The sequence below is a fragment of the Raoultibacter massiliensis genome (assembly GCF_900199545.1).
Taxonomy (GTDB): Bacteria; Actinomycetota; Coriobacteriia; order Coriobacteriales; family Eggerthellaceae; genus Raoultibacter; species Raoultibacter massiliensis.
Window position 1 is genome coordinate 1 of the sequence record NZ_LT962670.1, and the last position, 17,557, is coordinate 17,557.

Consider the following 17,557-nt stretch of genomic DNA (forward strand, 5'->3'; position numbering starts at 1 on the left):
CTTCGCCGCCGGATTGGCCGCCGGAATCACCGCCGCCCGAACCGCCTGCCTCGCCGCCGCCAGAGCCTCCGGAGCCGCTGCCTGCGCCGCCGGATCCTTCGCCCGAACCTCCGCCCGAGACACCTCCGCCCGAAGACCCCGAACCGTCGTCATAGCCCGATCCGCCCGAGTTGTCGTAGCCGCCGTTGTCGTATCCGCCCGACGAATAATCGTTGTAGGAATCGGATGAGTAGTTGTTCGAATAATCGTTGTAGTCATAGGCATCGTTCGAGTACGTTATCGCTCCCCCGAGCCCCGACGGTATCATCGATTCCGTGAAGGTGGACGAGGCGTCGATCGCGGTAGGATCTTCCCCAGCCTCGACAAGCTCCATCATCTGCGCAAGCGAAGTGGGATCGGACACAACGAACGACACGCCGTCGATCAAGTACGGCACGATAGCCGATGGAGTCATCGACGAATACATCTTGAGGTTTCCCAGATCTTGGAACTGGGTAGCAAGCGCAATGATATCCGTAACCGACATGTCGGTGGAAACGCACTGCGCCGCCTTCTCGATAACGCCCGGCAGCTCGGTCACGGGCAACGAAAGCACTTTCTGGATGAGCGCTTCGATCAGCTCGCGCTGGTGCGTCGTTCTCGTAAAATCGCCGTCAACGTACGCGCGGCTTCTCGCATAGACAAGCGCCGCTTCGCCGTTGAGCGTTTGCAGACCGGGCTCTATGATGACAGGGCCCGCATCGGGATCGTTGATCTGCTCTTCCACGTTTATCTCGACGCCGCCGACCGCATCGACAAGCTGGATGAGCTCTTCGAAGTTGACTTCTGCGTAGTGGGAAATGTCAACGCCGAGCAGCTGGCTCGCTTCCCTGATGGTCGATTCGGCACCGCCGTAGTTGTACGCGGCGTTGAATTTGTTTCTTCCGTATCCGTCGATATCGATCATCGTATCGCGCGGAATGGAAAGCATGGTAACCGTGCAGGTAGTCGGATCGACCCGCACGACGATATTGGTGTCGGAGCGCTGGCCCATCTCATCGCTATCCGCTCGGGCATCCGATCCGATGAGCATCATGTAGAACGGCTCGTTGAAGCTCTTCTTCGGAACCAAGACGTCCTGGATGGCCATCTTCTCCTCTTCGGTTTTGTTCCCGCCCAACGTGTTGTTCAGGTTGTTGACGTACAGAGCGGCGGCCGTACCTGCACCGAGAATCAGAACCAAAAGCGAGCACACCACGCCGATTGCGATCTTCTTTCCCTTGCCCATCTTTTTCGCAGCATGGGAATACTGGGGGTTGTTGCGGGAATACTGCCCCGAAGCGGGAGCCTGCCTCGAATAGGCGCCGTTTGCTCCCTTGCCCTGCGTTCCAGGCGTATAGGCCGCGCGATATGCCTGGTGATTGGTCGTGTTGTTGGCATCCGGACGCGCAAACGACTGCGCGGCGGACTTCGAAGCGATGCGCCCTGACTGAGCCGCTCGGGCGGAACGCGCGGCGCGGACCGATTGGGGCTTATGCGAAGAACGCGGTGGGCGGTTCGACTGAGGATTTCGTGATGCCATGTACGAACTCTCCTATGGTATGCAATTCGACACCGGGAGTGCATGCCGATTCCGAGCTTACTATTCTAACATTGAACTGCGAATCCCATAAAATAGCCATGTGATGGGAACGGAGCGTTCACAGTAGCTCGCCCTTGCTGCGTTCAGAGACAAACGTTAACCCCGGAGCGGTTGCGAAGGATGTTCGCCAAAGCCCGCCGCGCGCAAATGCGCAGTTGCCCCGCTTACGAGAAGCCGAGAATCCCGCTCGGATCGCGCACGATCGCATCGGCCCCTTCTTCACGAAGCTCTTCCTCGGGACGATACCCCCACGAAACGCCGAGGGCGAACACGCCCGCGTTGCGCGCGGTTTGCATATCGCTGCCCGAATCACCCACGTAGGCAGTCGTTTCCGGATTGGCTCCGATTTCGTCCATAGTGAACAGCAGCCCGGTCGGATCGGGCTTGCGCGGTATGTCGGCGCTCTCGCCATGCACAGCGTCGAACGTATCGGAAAAGAACGCGGGGATGAGCTCCTGCACGCCGCCATCGAACTTGTTGGACAGCACCGCGAGTTTCTTGCCCTGCACCTTCAATTGGGACAGCACCTCGACCATGCCTTCGTACGGCTTGGTGAGTTCGATGCCGCATTCGGGATACAGCTCGCGCCAACGCTCCATCGCTGCCTCGGCACGGGCCGGATCGGTTCCTTCGGGCACGGCTTGATACATGAGCGCACGTACGCCGTTGCCGACAAAACTCAGGATCTCCTCCTCGGTTCGCTCGGGAAAACCCGCATCGCGCAAGGCTCGATTGGTGAGAGAGACCAGATCGGGAAGCGTGTCGAGCAGCGTTCCGTCGAGGTCGAAAATGAAGGTGTCAAAACGGCGTTCCATGATATGCTCCTGTTGGTTCAGCGCAAGAAGACGGCGATGCGGCAACGCCGGTTTCCCAGCGGCCCGCACAGCGCAGGCCCTGCAGCTATCGAGTTTCGACGTCCATTCTACTACGCAATGAACCACAGCGAAAAACAGCCCGTATACAGAAATGCCGGCCCCGAAAGGTGGCCGGCATCGATGATTCGCTGGAGCGGGCGACGGGAATCGAACCCGCGTTGTAAGCTTGGGAAGCTCAAGTTCTACCATTGAACCACGCCCGCATGCTAGGGAATTATAACCCTACATTCCCCTTCCGTGGAAGAGTTTAGCGAATATTTCATCACTCGGCTCGCCTCAGGTGGCTCACATTCGATAACCTCCGCTCATGAAGGCTGAGTCTGCACTGAGCCTCTAGCTGAGCGATTGTTAAGACGGATTCGGAACAAACCGACATCATTAGCCTTTGTATCCCTCATTGGCTTTTCGTACAAATTCGCAGAAATCCTTCGCCGGTTCGTTTTCCTTCAAAGCCAGAAGATAAGATGTAGCCTGCAGTCGTGGATCGTCAGGAATGCGATATACGATGTCATCTCGAGAACTGAAGATAGAGTCCGAAACCATACCTTCGGTCGTGAACATTATGGAATAAGCATCGAAGTCGGTCATGAAATAAGAAGATGGGGAGTCTTCGTCAAAATGGACTGGCATGAAATAGGGAATCATCCCTGCCATGGAAAACGCATCCTTCGTCGCCTGGCGAATATAGTCGTAAACATTCGTAACGCTCGTCATGATGTTTGCGTGTTCAAGGTTTTCCAAAACAATTTTATCTTTTGAACCAAGGCGGTTGTCTCTTCGAAACCATATAACCAAAGGGCTGGTTTCTAGGGGGACGGCAATCAGCCTATCATGGTATTTCTCGGGGAAATGATCTTCCAATCTACCGCAAACAAGGTCGACTACCGCATCGAATTCACCAGAATCAAGAGCTTCAAGAGGAGAGCGGCCGACAAGCTTGGCAAACGACACTTCTATATTTGGATGGGATTCCCTGTACTCTCTATTTGAGAGGAAGAGGCGGGTGTTCGCTGTGTTTCCATTGAGAAACATTGCCACGGAAAGCTTTCCGGGTCCGTTTTGCGCAACATCTTGAAGAGCTTTGCATTTCAATAGACAATCATCCCATGCTGCCAATATCGAAGCCGTTTGCCTGGCAAACAGCTTCCCTGCGGGAGCGAGGGAAATTTTTTTGGCATCGTGCTTGAGAAGCTCAAGTTTGGTTTCCGCCTCTAATTCGGCCATGTGCTTGCTAAGGCACGACTGCGTAACATGAAGCTCCCGGGCAGCTTTGCTAATGTTCTGAGTCATCGCAATCACCTGAAACTCGCGAAGCGTTTCGATGTTCATGCGCATCCCCCCTACGGTTTTAGCCAGTAGTTTACGCACCTAACACGCATCTAACAAAATGCTTGGATATCCAACGCGGCATTTCATGCGCTTCGAAAGGACGGTGTAATTCTACCATGACAAACTAGGGCTTATCAAACTCGCCTCGAGAAGCGAAGAGGCAAATCGAGCATCTGGATCCGCATCCGTCAAAGCACGAGATCGCTGCAATGCAAACACACAAGGATGCCTCTATGGCGCATGCGGAGGTTTCACCCCTTCGGGCCAAAACCTCCGCGAATCCCTTAGCACCCCAAACCTACTGTTGCTTGGCTACCTTTCCATCCCATTTCAGCTTTCCGATAAAACCCGTAGCCGCGAACAAGAGGATTCCGATAAGCACGATGATGACCAGCGCCGCCACCAACGCAGCATGATATGATCCGAGGAACTGATAAACGATCGCTATGATAGTTCCCGAAATACCCCCCATCAACCCATTCACCGTCATTAGGTTCGAGAATATCTTCGAATAGTCCTTGTTGCCGTAAAGGCCACGCACCACCAAAGGATAGCCAACAGAAATGAGCGCATTATGCGTACCGAACAGAAACGCGCCCACCAAAAGCGTCGCCTGCGAAGGGGCAAACACCCATAGAGCGAAGCCAACGAAGAAGGCGCCGACAAAGGTGATCAGCGTTGCCCGCAGCCCTGCTTTACCCTGCATAAAGCCGAATACAATTTTTCCGCAAATATTTCCTACGGCGGCAACGGAAATCATAGAAGCACCGAGTAAAGCAGCTTCCTGCGCTTCCATTATGCCAGCCGTCAGCTCGGTCGCAATGGCAACTTGATTGCTGTTGAATCCCATTCCGATAGAGGTGAAGAGAATTGCAACGACCATGATCCAGAAAGGAGCAGTTTTCAAAGCTGCGGAACGACGCATGCCAACCTTCATAGCATTCGCTTCGTCTGCGCTTTCCCCCTCAATGTAGCCGTAAGGCCGCAATCCCTTATCCTCGGGCTTGAATTTGAATACGAACAAGGTCCACGGAACCAAAAACACCAGAATGAGCAAAGCGTTGATGCGATACGACATAGCCCATCCGAAGTTCTGCAGAATGACGGTGAACAGCGGAGCCCACACAAAAGTTCCAACACCGGTAAACGCCGCCGCGATACCGAGCATTTTTCCACGATGGCTCTTGCCGAACCAGTTGCCTATGAGAGTAGGAACCGTCAACGTGGCGATGCAGGGCATTGCCAAACCCAAAACGCCGCCCCACACATAGAACCAGACCAAGCTGTTTCCAAAGGAAAACATGAACACGGCAAGGGCAAGAAGTACCGCCGACAGGGTAGTTACGACGTTTATGCTCTTTGCTTGGATCGCCTGCCCCCAGAAGGAAGTCGCAATGCACGACACGACGGAGCATACCGTCATCCACATCATCCAGTCCCCAGGGCCAACGCCAATCGATTGCGACACTGGAAGCAAGTAAACGCCAACTATACTTATCGAAGCAGCCATAGACGCTGCATTCACGAAACAACAACCAATGAAAATAAGCCATGCATAATGCATCCCTTTCGGTTTGCTTTCAGTCATATCCCTTCCAACCTTTCTTCATCTGCCTCGCTGCGTTTATCCGCATCGCGATGCCTGTCGATTGCATCGGCCAATCTCCGAGACTTTCCCGGAGGAGCAGGAGCAGGCGAGCCGCATCTGCCACACATCTCGTCGTCTGGCTGCAACGACGCTCCGCAACCCAAGCAATAAACGCAGGCATCCGGCAATCCGCTCGCTCCCAGTTTTGCACGGGCGCAAAAGCCGCAGCCTGTGCAATAAAAACACATCCCGTTCCCTATTCGATGGCATCGAGCTTAAGCCAGTATGTAAGCTGCTTTCCCGCAAGAGGGTGGTTGAAGTCGACAAGTACCGATGAGCTGTCGGCATCAATGCATTCCACGGGAATGGGCAATCCGCTTACCGGATTCGTCCAACAAAAGAAATCACCTTTCTCAAGCCTGTCGCCATTTTCGATAAACGTACGGGGGTAGCGCTTCACACCTGCGGGATCGTGAAAGCCAAACCCCTTCTCGCAAGGTATGACGACCGTGCGTTCATCCCCGATCTCCATATGCAAGAACGCCTCGTCCATCCCTTTAGGTATCTCTCCTGCGCCCAAAACGATGCGCTGCGGAGCTCCGGTGCTGTAATCGTCGACAGCCTCTTCACCTGTAGCACCTCCTCGGTAGTGAACCAAGGCAACATGCCCCACACGCTGTTCCACACCCATGCTTGCACCCTCCTCTGCCGTTGAGTCTCGCAGTTATTCAGCGTCGCTATCGAGCTCGTCAACACGACGAACATCGGAGTCATCCCGATGGGTCGCAAACTCAACCTGTCCGTACGATTCGACCTCGATGGCCGCAACCTTGCGGCGGCTGTCGTCGTTTTTGCGGATCGACCTGAATTCACCACGCGCTTCATATGGCTTGTATTGAGGAACGAACAGCACCTGCTTCGGCTTGCCGCTTAGCTCCTTAACCAATTTTTCAACCGGTCCGAATTTCATAACATCGGCAAGACAGTGGTGAACGCATGAAGGCTCCCTACCTTTTGCAGCGCGCTCGGCGCAAAGATCGCACAGATCCGTCGGAACGGGAATCTTATTCCAATTCATACGGCCCGGCTCTATTTCCCAAGGCCCCTCGTCAAGCACCTTGATCCCCCATTTTCCAACAGGGTAGCCGTGCTCTTCTTTGCAAGCGACTTCACAAGACTGGCAACCAGTGCAGTATTCGTAATCGATGAGCAATCCATATTGTTCCATGGCTATACCAACTTCCCAAACTTATCCCAAACAACGCCCATGTCGGTATCGTAGTTTTCCGCTACAGGCTCAACGTTGCATAGCAGACATTTGAACGGAGCCCCAAAACCAAGCTTGCCAAAATGAAAATTCGGAACGAGATTGTTGATGTTTGAACGGAAATTGCCATACAGATTGGGCATGCTGCCGTTCTCCTCGGGGAACCACCAACCATGCTGCGCGTGCACCACGTCCTCTTTGACGATCGGAGTGACTTTCGCCTTCAGCAAACAGCTCCCGAACTGATTGCTTACCTTCACCCACTGCCCGTCCGCAATTCCTTTTTCACTTGCAGATTTGGGATTGATTTCCAGAATAGGATCGGGGTTTAGCTCCCGGCAGTAGGGAATCTGACGATTTTCTGAATGGAAGAAGGCATACGTGCGAGCACCCGTTGTGAGAACGAAGGGGTACTCTTCAAGCAGTTCGGGTGTTTGCACGGGACTGTACTGAGGCTCAATGTAATACGGAAGAGGATCGTCCCCGAAGCGCTGGAACGCATATGACCACAGCTCGACCCTACCTGTCGACGTATTGAACCCCGGCTTGCCATCGCGGCGTAAAAGACCCGTTTCGTATTTTCGATAGCCACTGACACGCTGCAGAACGACCTCTTTGCGGATATCTTCGTAGCAGTATTTCTTCCCCAAACGCAAATGTTCGATGAAGTCGCGCACGTCCTCGTACTGATCCCACAGGTGGGGATTGAGAACCTTACCGAGGTTGTAGCATAACTCCATATCAGACATTCCCTCACCCTGGGAGATAGCCTTGTTCATGAACCCCATGGTCACAGGAGAGGATCCGTAATGCGTCTGAACGACGCCCTCCCGCTCGGCAATGGTCGCCAAAGGCAGGAACACATCGCAGGTTGCCTGCGCAGAGGGCGTCATGAAGACATCGAAGGCGATTACGAACTCCATCGAATTGTTGATGGCGCTCATCCAGCGTTCAGGTTCCGCAGAAGTGCAGGAGAGCAGATTATTGCCCGCGAAGAAACCCATTTTTATAGGATACGGATCCCCGGTCTCCATGGCACGCAGCGTTAAGTCGGCATGCGAGTTAAGAATCAGCCCGCAGTAGGCAGGATATTCCTTGGCGCCGATCATCTTAGAGATAAGTTCCTTCCCCAAGCCCTCTTCAAAACCGAACCCAGCCTCATTCAGACCCATGGTCTTATCGCCGATGCGCATGCCACCCGGAACATCGATATTCCCGCAGATGGCCATAAGGGCAATGAGGCAATGTCCCACCTGCATGCCGTTCGCCTTCTGATCGAGAGCCAAGCCCCATGCTATGGAAGCAGGTGTCGCCTCGGCATACATGCGAGCCGATTTGACGATGGCTTCTTCATCGATGCCGCAAATTTCAGCTGCTTTGGATGGAGGCATTTCCTTTACGCGTTCAGCGAGCTGCTCGAAGCCGTAGCACCAATACTCGACGAAGTCTTCGTCGTAAAGACCCTCGGAAATGATGACATTCAACCATGCCATTGCAAGAGCCGCATCGGTTCCGGGCCTAAGCTGAAGAAGATAGTCAGCTCTCGTCGAGAGCCAATTGCTTCTCGGATCGACAACTATCAAGCGTGCACCACGACGCATCAAATCTATCACAGCATGGCCGAAAAACCCGTCCGGGTTGGAAGCAAGCGGCTCTTTTCCCCAGATCACAATACATTCGGGCACATCGTATTCGGGATCGTCGTAACGTCCCGCAAGACCGCCCGCATAGTCGATTTCGGGGTAGGCCGCCCCAAGAAGGTAGGATGATGCGGCCATGCGCGGGCAATAGCAAGCGTAGCCCGACTGCGAATAGCAGTAGTTGGGGGTGCACAGCATACGGCTGCCGAACGGAGCCATCGTACCGCCTTCACGGCCAGTACCCGCAAAGCACACAATCGACTCCCTGCCATATTGCGCCGTAATGCGATCGTAGTTCTCCTTGATAAGAGAAAACGCTTCATCCCATGTAACCTCAACCCATGCATCGGCGTTGCCCCGTTCCTTCGGATCGCGTTTCATGGGATGCAGGATGCGACTGGGATTGTATATGTAATCCTTCAGCGTCAAGCAGCGAACGCACAAGCGCCCTTGAGTCACCGGATTGTTCTCGTCCCCTTCAACCTTAACCAGCTTCCCACTCTCATCGGTGTAAAGCTTGAGAGAACATCCCACGGGATGGCACCCCGGCGGCGACCATGGGCTTGTTCGGGTTACCGTCAGACCATCCTCCTGCCACTGCCATGGTTTGTTCAGGTCGTTGACATCGCTGATGGTGAAATCCCCTCGAGCGTTCAGGCGTTCGGGATGCCATGCTCTCATGGTTGGATTGTCGCGCCAATCCTGATAGTCCTTTTCCATTCTCTCCTCCTCGTCGTTTACCCAACAAATGCTACGACTATCCGCCACCCGACTACGGAAGGTACACCGCAACCTTTTGTTTATTCATCTCGTCGAGCTTGCTCGATACTTCCGAAATCGGGATCACAGAGATAACGGCAGCCAGGCAGTGTAGTTCGCACAGTGGTTTGCTGCCCTGCTCAAGACGCTCTGAGCAAAGGTCGCATAAACGCGAGGGGACGGGAACGTAATCCCATTCCCACTTGCCGTCGGAGAATCTCGCCGGCCCCACCTCGTTCACTCTGATTCCCCATTCGTTTTCCTTAAGGCTCTTTTCTTTAATGCAGGAAACTTCGCACGAGTGACAATTGGTGCAATACTCGTAATCGATGACCATCGCATGATCTTTCATCGAACACCTCCTTTCTAGCCCTCTAAGCTATCGACTTTGTATATCTTGCAAATGACGGTCTTGTACGGAGCCCCGTAACCTGTGACTCCAACTTTCTTATGGGGAATAAGGTTATTGACGTTCGATTTGTAGTTGCCAAACAGATTGGGCGCCTCGCCTTCCTGCTCCGGATACCACCACGCATGCTGGCAATGCACAACGCGTGGATCAACGACAGGGCGGATGCACGCCTTCATGACACAGCGGCCCAGGGGATTCTCAATGGCAACCCAATCCCCCTCTTCAATGCCCTCTTTTGACGCCGTATCGGGATGGATGGTTACAAGCGGCCACGGGTTAAGCTTGCGCAACGACGAGATCTGACGATGCTCGGAGTGAAACATCGCTATATGCCGACCACCTGTTGTCAGGACAAGCGGGTACTCGTCTTTTTCGGATTGGTCGATCTGCTCGCTGTAAGGGCTGAAATACGGTTCCTCAAAATACGGAAGAGCCTGCTCTCCAAAGACCGGGTAAACGGAAGACTTGAGCTCGATCAGTCCCGTCGGAGTATCGAATCCCGGTTTGCCGTCATTGCGCAGCAATCCTTTTTCGTACTTGTAGTACTCGAACTCCTGCTGATGCACCACTTCTTGCTGTAAGTCCTTGAAACCCCATTCGTAGGCGGTGTGAAGCTGAGCGGTAAAGAACTCCTCGGGCGTTTCCCACGGCCACAGTTCTGGACGCAAGCGCCTACCGAGCTCAAGCATAATCTCCACATCGCTCTTGGTGTCTTGCGGCTCGACAGCCTTGCTCATAGCCCCCAGAAAATGGGAGTTGCGACCGAAATGCGGAAAAACAATGCCTTCGTGCTCAACCGAACACGAAAGGGGAAGAACCAAATCGCACAACGCCATAATAGACGGATTCATGAATACATCTTGAGAAACGTTGAACTCGAGCTTCGCCAGAGCCTTTTCCCATCGCTTCGGTGATGCCGCCATGCAGGACAAGGGGTTCGTTCCGAACCAGTAGCTCATGCGGAATCCCCCGAAAGGAGGTTCTTCGACATTGGACCAGTCTTCCATTTCAAGCCAATCGAGCGTTACGTCTGGCAAAGGACCCGGTCCCGCTGCGTCCCAACACTTATAGCGGCCGTCCAGATCGTACATGCGCTTCGCACGGCTTTCGGGGGTAACGGAGTTGACCGTCTCGTAGCGCCACTTCCCCGTAAAGCTTGCTGGCTTAGCCAGGGTGATGCCCCCAGGAATATCCATATAGCCACAGAGCGCACATATGGCAAGAAACGTGTGGCCAGCCTGAACGCCATTCGTCTCAGTGTCGATGGCAAGCCCCCACAAAGCCGAAGATGGGGAGTTCGTAGCAAACGCACGGGCCGCTCCGTAAATGGTTTCCGGGTCGACCCAGCACACTTCACCTGCACGCTCCGGCGTCCATTCAGCAACACATTCAGCAAAAGCATCGAATCCGTAACACCATTTTTCCACGAAATCGCGATTATAAAGACCCTCGCTGATGATGACGTTGCACAGTGCCATCGCGATAGCCGCGTCTGTACCAGGCCTCAGGTCGATGTGGTATTCCGCGCGAGCCGCAATCCACGTCAGCTGAGGATCAACAACGATCAGCTTCGATCCCCGCTTCATAAGATCGACAAGCGCATGTCCGAAGAATCCATCGGGACTCGAATAAATAGGGTTTTTACCCCACACTAAAATGTACTTCGGAACCTCGTAGCGGGGATCATCGTATCTATCAGAGAAATACGCCGCATAATCGAGCTCAGGATAGCCTGCGCCAAGCTGGAAGTTAGCGATGGTACAGCGAGGCCCATAGCATGCTCCCCCGCTTAAAACCATACAGTAATTCGGCGAATTGAAGATCGCGTGGCAATATGCGGCTGAATACATGGTGATCTCGCGTCCCGTTCCTGTAAATGTCAGGATGCTATGCGGACCAGGGTCGCTCCAGTACTCGCGAACTTTGCTTTCGATGAGATCGAATGCTTCGTCCCATGAGATCGTTTCCCACGTATCCTTGCCGCGATCTTCCCTAGCGCGCTTCATAGGATGCACAATGCGGTCGGGATGGTAAAGAACCTCGTCCATCGCAATGCACCTCGGACACAAGCGACCCTGAGTAATGGGGTGCGACGGATCCCCCTCGATTTTCACCACCTTGTTATCCTTGACCGTTACGATAACGCCACAGCCAACAGGATGGTCTCCTGGGGGTGACCAGACACACGTGCGAACCTGATGCGTGCCGTCACCAAGATCGACGACCCAGCTTTCGTTTTCTTCCATCTTTCCTCCTTGTCCAATTGTCTCTGTAGATATTTGTTTCCGGATAGCAAAACGGACATTTTCGAAGCGGCAACCTAAGCCCCATTCAATTCGGGACCGATCAAGCAAAGAAATATGCTGTTGAAAAACTTAAGGAATCTTCTTCCATCCGATAATGAGAATCACAAGTCCTAAGGCGAATATGGGAGCCATGAAGTACATCCCGGCAATCGAAAAACTGCCGTAAGCCTCGACGATAGCGCCAAGGATTCTCGAACCAAAAAAAGCGGCTAGCTGCTGAAAAAGCAGAATGATTGCCGTTGCGGCTGGAATGTCTTCCGCGTTTTCAACCACTTTCGGCGTCGAAGACCATATCATCACGGGGATGATGCCGCCCGCTAAAGCATTGCAGATGATGACGGGTACGAACCCAGCGATAGTTGTGGTCTGAAACACCAGCCATGCATACACGGTTCCGCCTATGCAACTGATAACCATGAGCTTTTTATTCGATTGGATCTTATCGGATATCTTTCCGGCAAGAGGATTCACCACGCAGCCGACAATCGCCATTACTGAGATGATGGTAGACATCGTAGTCAGGGAAATGGGTGTTTCGGTTGTAGCGTACGTGGTCAAGAAATTCGACATTCCTAGGAAGGGAACCTCCTCGCAGAAAAAGATCAAGCCTATAAGCCATACCGATGGATTTTTTACAACACGCTTGAAGTTCATAGGCGAGGCCGCCGATTGGACCGCTTCGGTCTTAGGCACCATAGATCCGCTTTCGTCAAAAGCAAAATTTGGCTCCCGATACAGAAGCACAAGCGCAACTAGCACGATGACATTCAGGATCAGACAAACGAGCCAAATAGCATGGTAATCACCAACGCTGGCGTAGATGCCCGAAAACAAGCGCGGGCCGACGAGAAACGCGGCGGTGACATAAATCGCCCACACCCCAAGAGGAGCTCCCCTTTTCTTAGGTGCGAACCATGCCGATATTGCAGGGACGGCGGCCGTGCCGACAAGTCCGAATCCTATGCCTTCCACTATGCGGCTGAAGATAAACCAGCCCAGATCCGTCGCCACATAGCCGATCAGCCCGCCAATGATCGCGCATGCAAGCGAAGCGATAAAAACCGCTCGTTTGCCAACTTTATTGACGATAAAGGCACCAGGGATGGCAAGTACGGCCCCAACGATGTAGAACATCGCCATAACCCAGCTCATCATGTCTGGACCAACGCCAAAAGCCTCCATAAGCACTGGAGACAAAATGGACACCTTGAGCATGTTCAAAGGCATAACCACGCCGGTCAGCCATACCACTATCGTCACAACCCATGCGTATGCTGGCGTTTTCTCTCCCCTGATCGCCTTATTCTGAGCGATTGAAATGCGAACCATCGCAGGTCACCCCCTGTTACTTAAACGGTCGTAATCGCATATCGCCACGCCAACTTCTTTATCTCGGAACCGAAGGCGGCTTTGGGGCGCCGGGGGCGCCAGGAGCCGCAGGTCTGCCAGGTGCAACAGGAGCGCTAGGGGCACCAGGCATCCCCGAAGCGGCGGTTGCTCCGACGACAGTCATCGACTCGTCGACTTTCTCTCCGCAGAACGGGCATTCATCCGGCATCACTCCAAGCACGGCGTTTATTTGCTTGCCGCATTTCGGACAATCCGCAGAAACATCGACACCTGCTGGTCTAAAACACATCGTTGCCCTCCCTCTCTTCCAATTTAATGGGCTCAAGCCCGCACGAGCACCTATTTGCTGCACGGGTTTTGGCTTGAATGGGGCAATTTTATAGCGGGGGAATCGACAGTGGTGAGTGATGATTTTACAGGGTTCTCATCGTACGAGACTCTATCGCATAGTCCATATTGGAATATGCGATATCTTTCGGAAAACCCAACGAGGGATTGCGCGACGTTGCAGCGCAACAGCAGGAATTAACCTGGAAGCACACTCTGATCCCTAATGGCGAATCGCCTGCGCACCGATGCGAAACCCCCTTAGGCACCCTCGCTTGAACCAAATCAAGCTATAGCAAAGCAACGATGCCGTACGGAGCCGCGATGCGCACGTCGGGCTTGAGCTTCGGGTGAAGGCGCAAATGTTTTATGTGAAACATTTGTTCGTGTTTCATGGACTACTCGAATGACTCTTTCACTTTTGCCGAAACGTAGTGGCTGCCGCCTCTGTCCTTGACACCCTCAACCATCGACACCACCAAAAGTCGCAGGCAAAATGCAAAAGTCCAGAAAAACTGGACCGACTTAGTTATCAGTAGTGCGGTAAATGCTCAGTTCAGCGCGCCGTTTGCCTTTTTCAAAGCTATTTAGCATTGCTAAGTACTCCCGATTCAAGTATATTTAGCAATGCTAAGGTATTCGTAAGAAGGACAAGCCATGCAGCAGCGATTCGCACAGCAGTTGAAGAAAGGCGCGCTCGATATGCTCGTCTTAAAACTGCTTGCGCCCGAGGAAAAATACGGCTACCAGCTTATCAGCGAACTGCGCGACCAGACCAGCGGGCAGCTGTCCCTCAAAGAGGGCACGCTCTATCCCATACTCTATCGTCTCGAAGACACGAACCTCGTAAAAAGCCGCATGGGAGATCACGAGGGCCGAGAACCCACCCGAAAGTACTATGCGATTACCAAACAGGGCCGTGCGGCTCTTCGCGAAATGTATGAAATTTGGAACGAATTCGACGGCTGCGTAAAGTCGATCATGGAGAGAAACGAGGAGCTATGAACCAGCAGGCATATGTGAAAAGGATAGCGAAGAGCCTCATCTGTTCGAAAGCGCGGCGCGACGAATTCGTCCGCGACATAGAATCCGATATCAAGGCGGCGTTGGCTGCAGGAGAGCCGTGGGAGCAGATCGAAGCAAGAATGGGAGATCCGCGCCAGGTAGCTCGGGAATTCAACGAGAACCTCTCCGAAACCGAGCTTGCCGCTGGAAAAAGGAGGAAGCGCAACAAGATCGCCATCGTCGTCGTCGGAATCGTTCTCGCAGTCATTGCAGCGCTCGCCCTTGCCGCATGGTGGTTTTTGCCTCAGCAGCATAGCGCGGGGCAAAGCATCGGCCTTGACGAGCAGACGATCGTTGCCCAGGCCGAAGACGTCATCGAGGTTCTCAACGCAGATGACTTCGACGAATTCGCAGCCATAGCCACCGAAACCATGGCAACCCCCGAATCGGAAGAATCGCTGATGGAGGCGCGAACCTTGATCAGCCCCGATTGGGGCGAGTTCAAATCGTTCAGCAACGCCTATTGCGCCGAGGTCGTGCAAGCGGGGCAGACTCTGCAGATCGTAGAAATCGGAGCGCAGTACGAAAACGTCTCCGTCACCTACACGATCGTGTTCAACGAGAATATGGAAGTGGCGGGCCTGTTCATGAAGTAGCGCGAAACGGAGCCGCGCATCGAGCGGGGGATGCTCGGAGCAACGGCGTCATGCGTTGTCTCGGGCGGGTGCCGGGCGAGAAGACCCCGGCTCCCGCCCTTCCCTATGGCTATGCGCGATTTTCCCTTGACTTCGAGCGCGCTCCAAGGTGTTCAATGGAGGCAACCGAAATCGAGAGGAGACGCAACTTATGAACGAAACCGAATCCGAGATATTTCCCCGTGGCGAAAAGAACCCTTTCGGGCAGTACTTTATCGGTCAAAGCTATCTCGCCATGCTCTCAACCGAGCAAGTGACCATAGGAAACGTCACGTTCGAACCGGGATGCCGAAACAACTGGCACATCCATCATGCCGAAGAAGGCGGCGGACAAATCCTTCTCGTCACCGCAGGGAGGGGCTGGTATCAGGAATGGGGCAAACCCGCACAAGCGCTTTCCGCAGGCGACGTCGTCAACATTCCGGCAAACGTAAAGCACTGGCATGGAGCCGCCAAAGACAGCTGGTTCACCCACTTGGCCGTAGAAGTTCCCGCAACGGGCGCCTCGAACGAATGGTGCGAACCGGTGAGCGACGACGAGTACGGAGCGCTTTAGCTGATCGGAATCCGCTCGCCTAGGGTTTACCAGCGCGCCACCGCATATCGAAAGAACGTTTTTGCTTCATGGTTCTCGGCGCATTGGGCGATTGCCGCAACGAGCCGATGCCGAAATGCTTGCGATGGGTCTCCAGAGATGCCTCTGGAGACCCATCGATATTAGAGCATCTTGCCACTACAGCAAATTCTCCGCCGCATGGCGCGCGGCAACGAGACCGGAATGCAGCTCGTAGGCAACGGCGCTACCGGGCAACTGAAAATAATACATCTGCGTGTAGAACGGGAAGCTATCGACGCCTATGACGTAGAGGCCCTTGATGGGGTTCCAGTTAACGTCAGCAGCCTGCATTTGGCGGTTGACGCGCACGCCGCCGATCGAGCAGAGCGGGGTCACGCCGAGCTGAGTCGCAAAGTAGGGGCCTTCGCCGATGGGCACGAGGCCCTCGGCGTACTTGCCGAAATCGATGTCCTCGCCTGCGGCGCACATCTCGTTGTAGCGATCGACCGTCGCTTGCAGCGTCGCATAGTCGATATCCATGGCCTTTGCCAGCCCTTCGAGGGTGTCGGCCTGGAACTTGGTATTGTGCTCGTTGGCGCTGAGCATCAAGTCCATGCAGTCCTGACCGAGCATATCGGTAATCGCCTTGTCGATGATCGCGAAGCTCTTCTGCTGGGACATGATCGCAGCCGTCGCCCACCCGGCTATGCCGCCTTCGGGTTTCGCAGCTGATTCGTCGGCGAAGCGCTCGCCCAGTTCGTTAACCCAAAGACATTTGCCCATCTTGAGGATGTTCCACACGGGATGCTCGTCGTTACGGTTGGGCGAATACGATGAATCGAGATTCTGCTCGCGCGCTTTCTGCTCAGCCAAGCCCATCTCGGCGAAGGCGGGTTGCTCGATGAAGCCGAGCGACCCAATCGTGTCGAAGGCGCCTGCCTTCATGGAAAACGTATATCCATCGCCAGTCGTGCCCGGAGAGAACGTGTACGGCGAAACCACGTCGTCGGCCCTGCCGACCTTCGCCATGAGATCGGGGTTGCCGCAGATGCCGCCTGTTCCGAGCATGACCGCTTTCGCGTTTATCTGGATGTAGCTCCCTTTCGAGTCCTGGGCGATCACGCCGACCACATCGGCTCCGTCCATAACGATATCAACCGCAGGGGTGTTCGTCAGAATCTCTACGCCAAGCGATTCGGCGGTCGCCTGCATACCCGCAATGTACACGGTCCCCGATCCGACGCGGCCGTGCACTGGATCGATCGTGCCACCGTCTTCGCCCCAGTAGTGCATAGTGGGATTACCCCCCTTGTAGTTGTCCACTACGCTCGAGATGGGCACGCCGTGTTCGGCCGCCCAATCAATGTTGTCCGACGACGCCTCCGCCATATCGATGTAGTAGCGAATGTTGGGGATGTAGTTGAACATGCGCTGATCTTCGACCACTGCCTCTCGGTAGTCGTACGTTACGCCCGCTGCCCTGCTGTACTTCGTATCGAAGCCGCTTGGCCCGTAGGTATGGTTTCCGTTGCCGCCCAGGATTGCCTCCTTCTCAAGCAGCAATGTTGTCGCTCCGAGCTCGGCTGCCTCGACCGCGGCGGCCATACCCGCGTTGCCCGAGCCGACAACCACCACGTCGACCTCCTTCGTTTCGGCGATATCGTATGCCAAAGCCGCATTGTCGGCCTGTCCCGCTGCGGTCGCCTGATTGTCGCCAGCTGCTTTTCCCTGCTCGCCCGCAGCGCATCCCCCCAGTACGCCTGCAGCACCGATCACGCCCGTCGCAAGCGCTCCTTTGAGAAAATTCCTTCGATCTAAGGTATGCAT

General features: G+C 54.4%; 14 protein-coding genes and 1 tRNA gene. 3 read left to right on the forward strand and 12 right to left on the reverse strand.

All coding sequences use genetic code 11. The features are described 5' to 3' along the window. The 11 genes from C1719_RS00090 to C1719_RS00140 all read right to left on the reverse strand — a co-directional run. On the reverse strand, positions 1 to 1,561 hold a 1,561-nt coding region (locus tag C1719_RS00090), incomplete at its 3' end, for an LCP family protein (RefSeq protein ID WP_102373249.1). Between the two features lie 224 nt (positions 1,562 to 1,785). Continuing rightward, a complete protein-coding gene (locus C1719_RS00095) occupies positions 1,786 to 2,436 on the reverse strand; it encodes an HAD family hydrolase (protein ID WP_146007808.1) in 651 nt (216 codons plus the stop codon). Positions 2,437 to 2,625: 189 nt separating this feature from the next. Beyond that, positions 2,626 to 2,699, reverse strand: a tRNA-Gly gene (locus C1719_RS00100). Between the two features lie 175 nt (positions 2,700 to 2,874). After that, a complete protein-coding gene (locus tag C1719_RS00105; protein ID WP_180963384.1) occupies positions 2,875 to 3,825 on the reverse strand; it encodes a LysR family transcriptional regulator in 951 nt (316 codons plus the stop codon). A gap of 298 nt (positions 3,826 to 4,123) precedes the next feature. Beyond that, positions 4,124 to 5,413, reverse strand: a complete 1,290-nt coding sequence (locus C1719_RS00110; RefSeq protein WP_102373252.1) for an MFS transporter — start codon at positions 5,411 to 5,413, stop codon at positions 4,124 to 4,126. 256 nt (positions 5,414 to 5,669) lie between these two features. Further along, positions 5,670 to 6,104 carry an FKBP-type peptidyl-prolyl cis-trans isomerase gene (locus tag C1719_RS00115; RefSeq protein ID WP_102373253.1) on the reverse strand — a complete coding sequence of 145 codons (435 nt, stop codon included), beginning with the start codon at positions 6,102 to 6,104 and terminating at the stop codon, positions 5,670 to 5,672. Between the two features lie 33 nt (positions 6,105 to 6,137). After that, positions 6,138 to 6,641 (reverse strand): oxidoreductase, encoded by a 504-nt coding sequence (locus C1719_RS00120; RefSeq protein WP_102373254.1) that lies wholly within the window; start codon positions 6,639 to 6,641, stop codon positions 6,138 to 6,140. Positions 6,642 to 6,643: 2 nt separating this feature from the next. Further along, on the reverse strand, positions 6,644 to 9,040 hold the full coding sequence (locus tag C1719_RS00125; RefSeq protein ID WP_245874211.1) for a molybdopterin-dependent oxidoreductase: 2,397 nt from the start codon (positions 9,038 to 9,040) through the stop codon (positions 6,644 to 6,646). A gap of 52 nt (positions 9,041 to 9,092) precedes the next feature. After that, the gene (locus C1719_RS00130; protein ID WP_102373255.1) at positions 9,093 to 9,431 is read right to left on the reverse strand and encodes an oxidoreductase; all 339 of its coding nucleotides are present in this window, start codon (positions 9,429 to 9,431) and stop codon (positions 9,093 to 9,095) included. Between the two features lie 14 nt (positions 9,432 to 9,445). Next, complete coding sequence (locus C1719_RS00135; RefSeq protein WP_102373256.1) at positions 9,446 to 11,737, reverse strand: molybdopterin-dependent oxidoreductase; 2,292 nt, start codon at positions 11,735 to 11,737, stop codon at positions 9,446 to 9,448. 129 nt (positions 11,738 to 11,866) lie between these two features. Then, on the reverse strand, positions 11,867 to 13,126 hold the full coding sequence (locus C1719_RS00140; protein WP_102373257.1) for an MFS transporter: 1,260 nt from the start codon (positions 13,124 to 13,126) through the stop codon (positions 11,867 to 11,869). A gap of 1,005 nt (positions 13,127 to 14,131) precedes the next feature. Between C1719_RS00140 and C1719_RS00150 the strand changes: the two genes are divergently transcribed. The 3 genes from C1719_RS00150 to C1719_RS00160 all read left to right on the forward strand — a co-directional run bounded on the left by C1719_RS00150 (position 14,132) and on the right by C1719_RS00160 (position 15,730). After that, entirely contained in the window at positions 14,132 to 14,479 is a 348-nt protein-coding gene (locus tag C1719_RS00150; RefSeq protein WP_102373259.1) for a PadR family transcriptional regulator, read from the forward strand. Then, on the forward strand, positions 14,476 to 15,135 hold the full coding sequence (locus C1719_RS00155) for a DUF3887 domain-containing protein (protein ID WP_102373260.1): 660 nt from the start codon (positions 14,476 to 14,478) through the stop codon (positions 15,133 to 15,135). The genes C1719_RS00150 and C1719_RS00155 overlap by 4 nt, the downstream gene beginning before the upstream one ends. Before the next feature lie 190 nt (positions 15,136 to 15,325). Continuing rightward, on the forward strand, positions 15,326 to 15,730 hold the full coding sequence (locus tag C1719_RS00160; protein WP_102373261.1) for a cupin domain-containing protein: 405 nt from the start codon (positions 15,326 to 15,328) through the stop codon (positions 15,728 to 15,730). 177 nt (positions 15,731 to 15,907) lie between these two features. Here C1719_RS00160 and C1719_RS00165 read toward each other — a convergent pair whose 3' ends face one another. Then, positions 15,908 to 17,557, reverse strand: coding sequence for an FAD-dependent oxidoreductase (locus C1719_RS00165; protein ID WP_102373262.1), 1,650 nt, complete (start codon positions 17,555 to 17,557; stop codon positions 15,908 to 15,910).

What these genes read in the sequence shown, in the direction of transcription:
- C1719_RS00095 (WP_146007808.1), bottom strand. Translation starts at nt 2,436, where the DNA reads ATGGAACGCCGTTTTGACACCTTCATTTTCGACCTCGACGGAACGCTG.
- C1719_RS00105 (WP_180963384.1), bottom strand. Translation starts at nt 3,825, where the DNA reads ATGAACATCGAAACGCTTCGCGAGTTTCAGGTGATTGCGATGACTCAG.
- C1719_RS00110 (WP_102373252.1), bottom strand. Translation starts at nt 5,413, where the DNA reads ATGACTGAAAGCAAACCGAAAGGGATGCATTATGCATGGCTTATTTTC.
- C1719_RS00115 (WP_102373253.1), bottom strand. Translation starts at nt 6,104, where the DNA reads ATGGGTGTGGAACAGCGTGTGGGGCATGTTGCCTTGGTTCACTACCGA.
- C1719_RS00120 (WP_102373254.1), bottom strand. Translation starts at nt 6,641, where the DNA reads ATGGAACAATATGGATTGCTCATCGATTACGAATACTGCACTGGTTGC.
- C1719_RS00125 (WP_245874211.1), bottom strand. Translation starts at nt 9,040, where the DNA reads ATGGAAAAGGACTATCAGGATTGGCGCGACAATCCAACCATGAGAGCA.
- C1719_RS00130 (WP_102373255.1), bottom strand. Translation starts at nt 9,431, where the DNA reads ATGAAAGATCATGCGATGGTCATCGATTACGAGTATTGCACCAATTGT.
- C1719_RS00135 (WP_102373256.1), bottom strand. Translation starts at nt 11,737, where the DNA reads ATGGAAGAAAACGAAAGCTGGGTCGTCGATCTTGGTGACGGCACGCAT.
- C1719_RS00140 (WP_102373257.1), bottom strand. Translation starts at nt 13,126, where the DNA reads ATGGTTCGCATTTCAATCGCTCAGAATAAGGCGATCAGGGGAGAGAAA.
- C1719_RS00150 (WP_102373259.1), top strand. Translation starts at nt 14,132, where the DNA reads ATGCAGCAGCGATTCGCACAGCAGTTGAAGAAAGGCGCGCTCGATATG.
- C1719_RS00155 (WP_102373260.1), top strand. Translation starts at nt 14,476, where the DNA reads ATGAACCAGCAGGCATATGTGAAAAGGATAGCGAAGAGCCTCATCTGT.
- C1719_RS00160 (WP_102373261.1), top strand. Translation starts at nt 15,326, where the DNA reads ATGAACGAAACCGAATCCGAGATATTTCCCCGTGGCGAAAAGAACCCT.
- C1719_RS00165 (WP_102373262.1), bottom strand. Translation starts at nt 17,557, where the DNA reads ATGCATACCTTAGATCGAAGGAATTTTCTCAAAGGAGCGCTTGCGACG.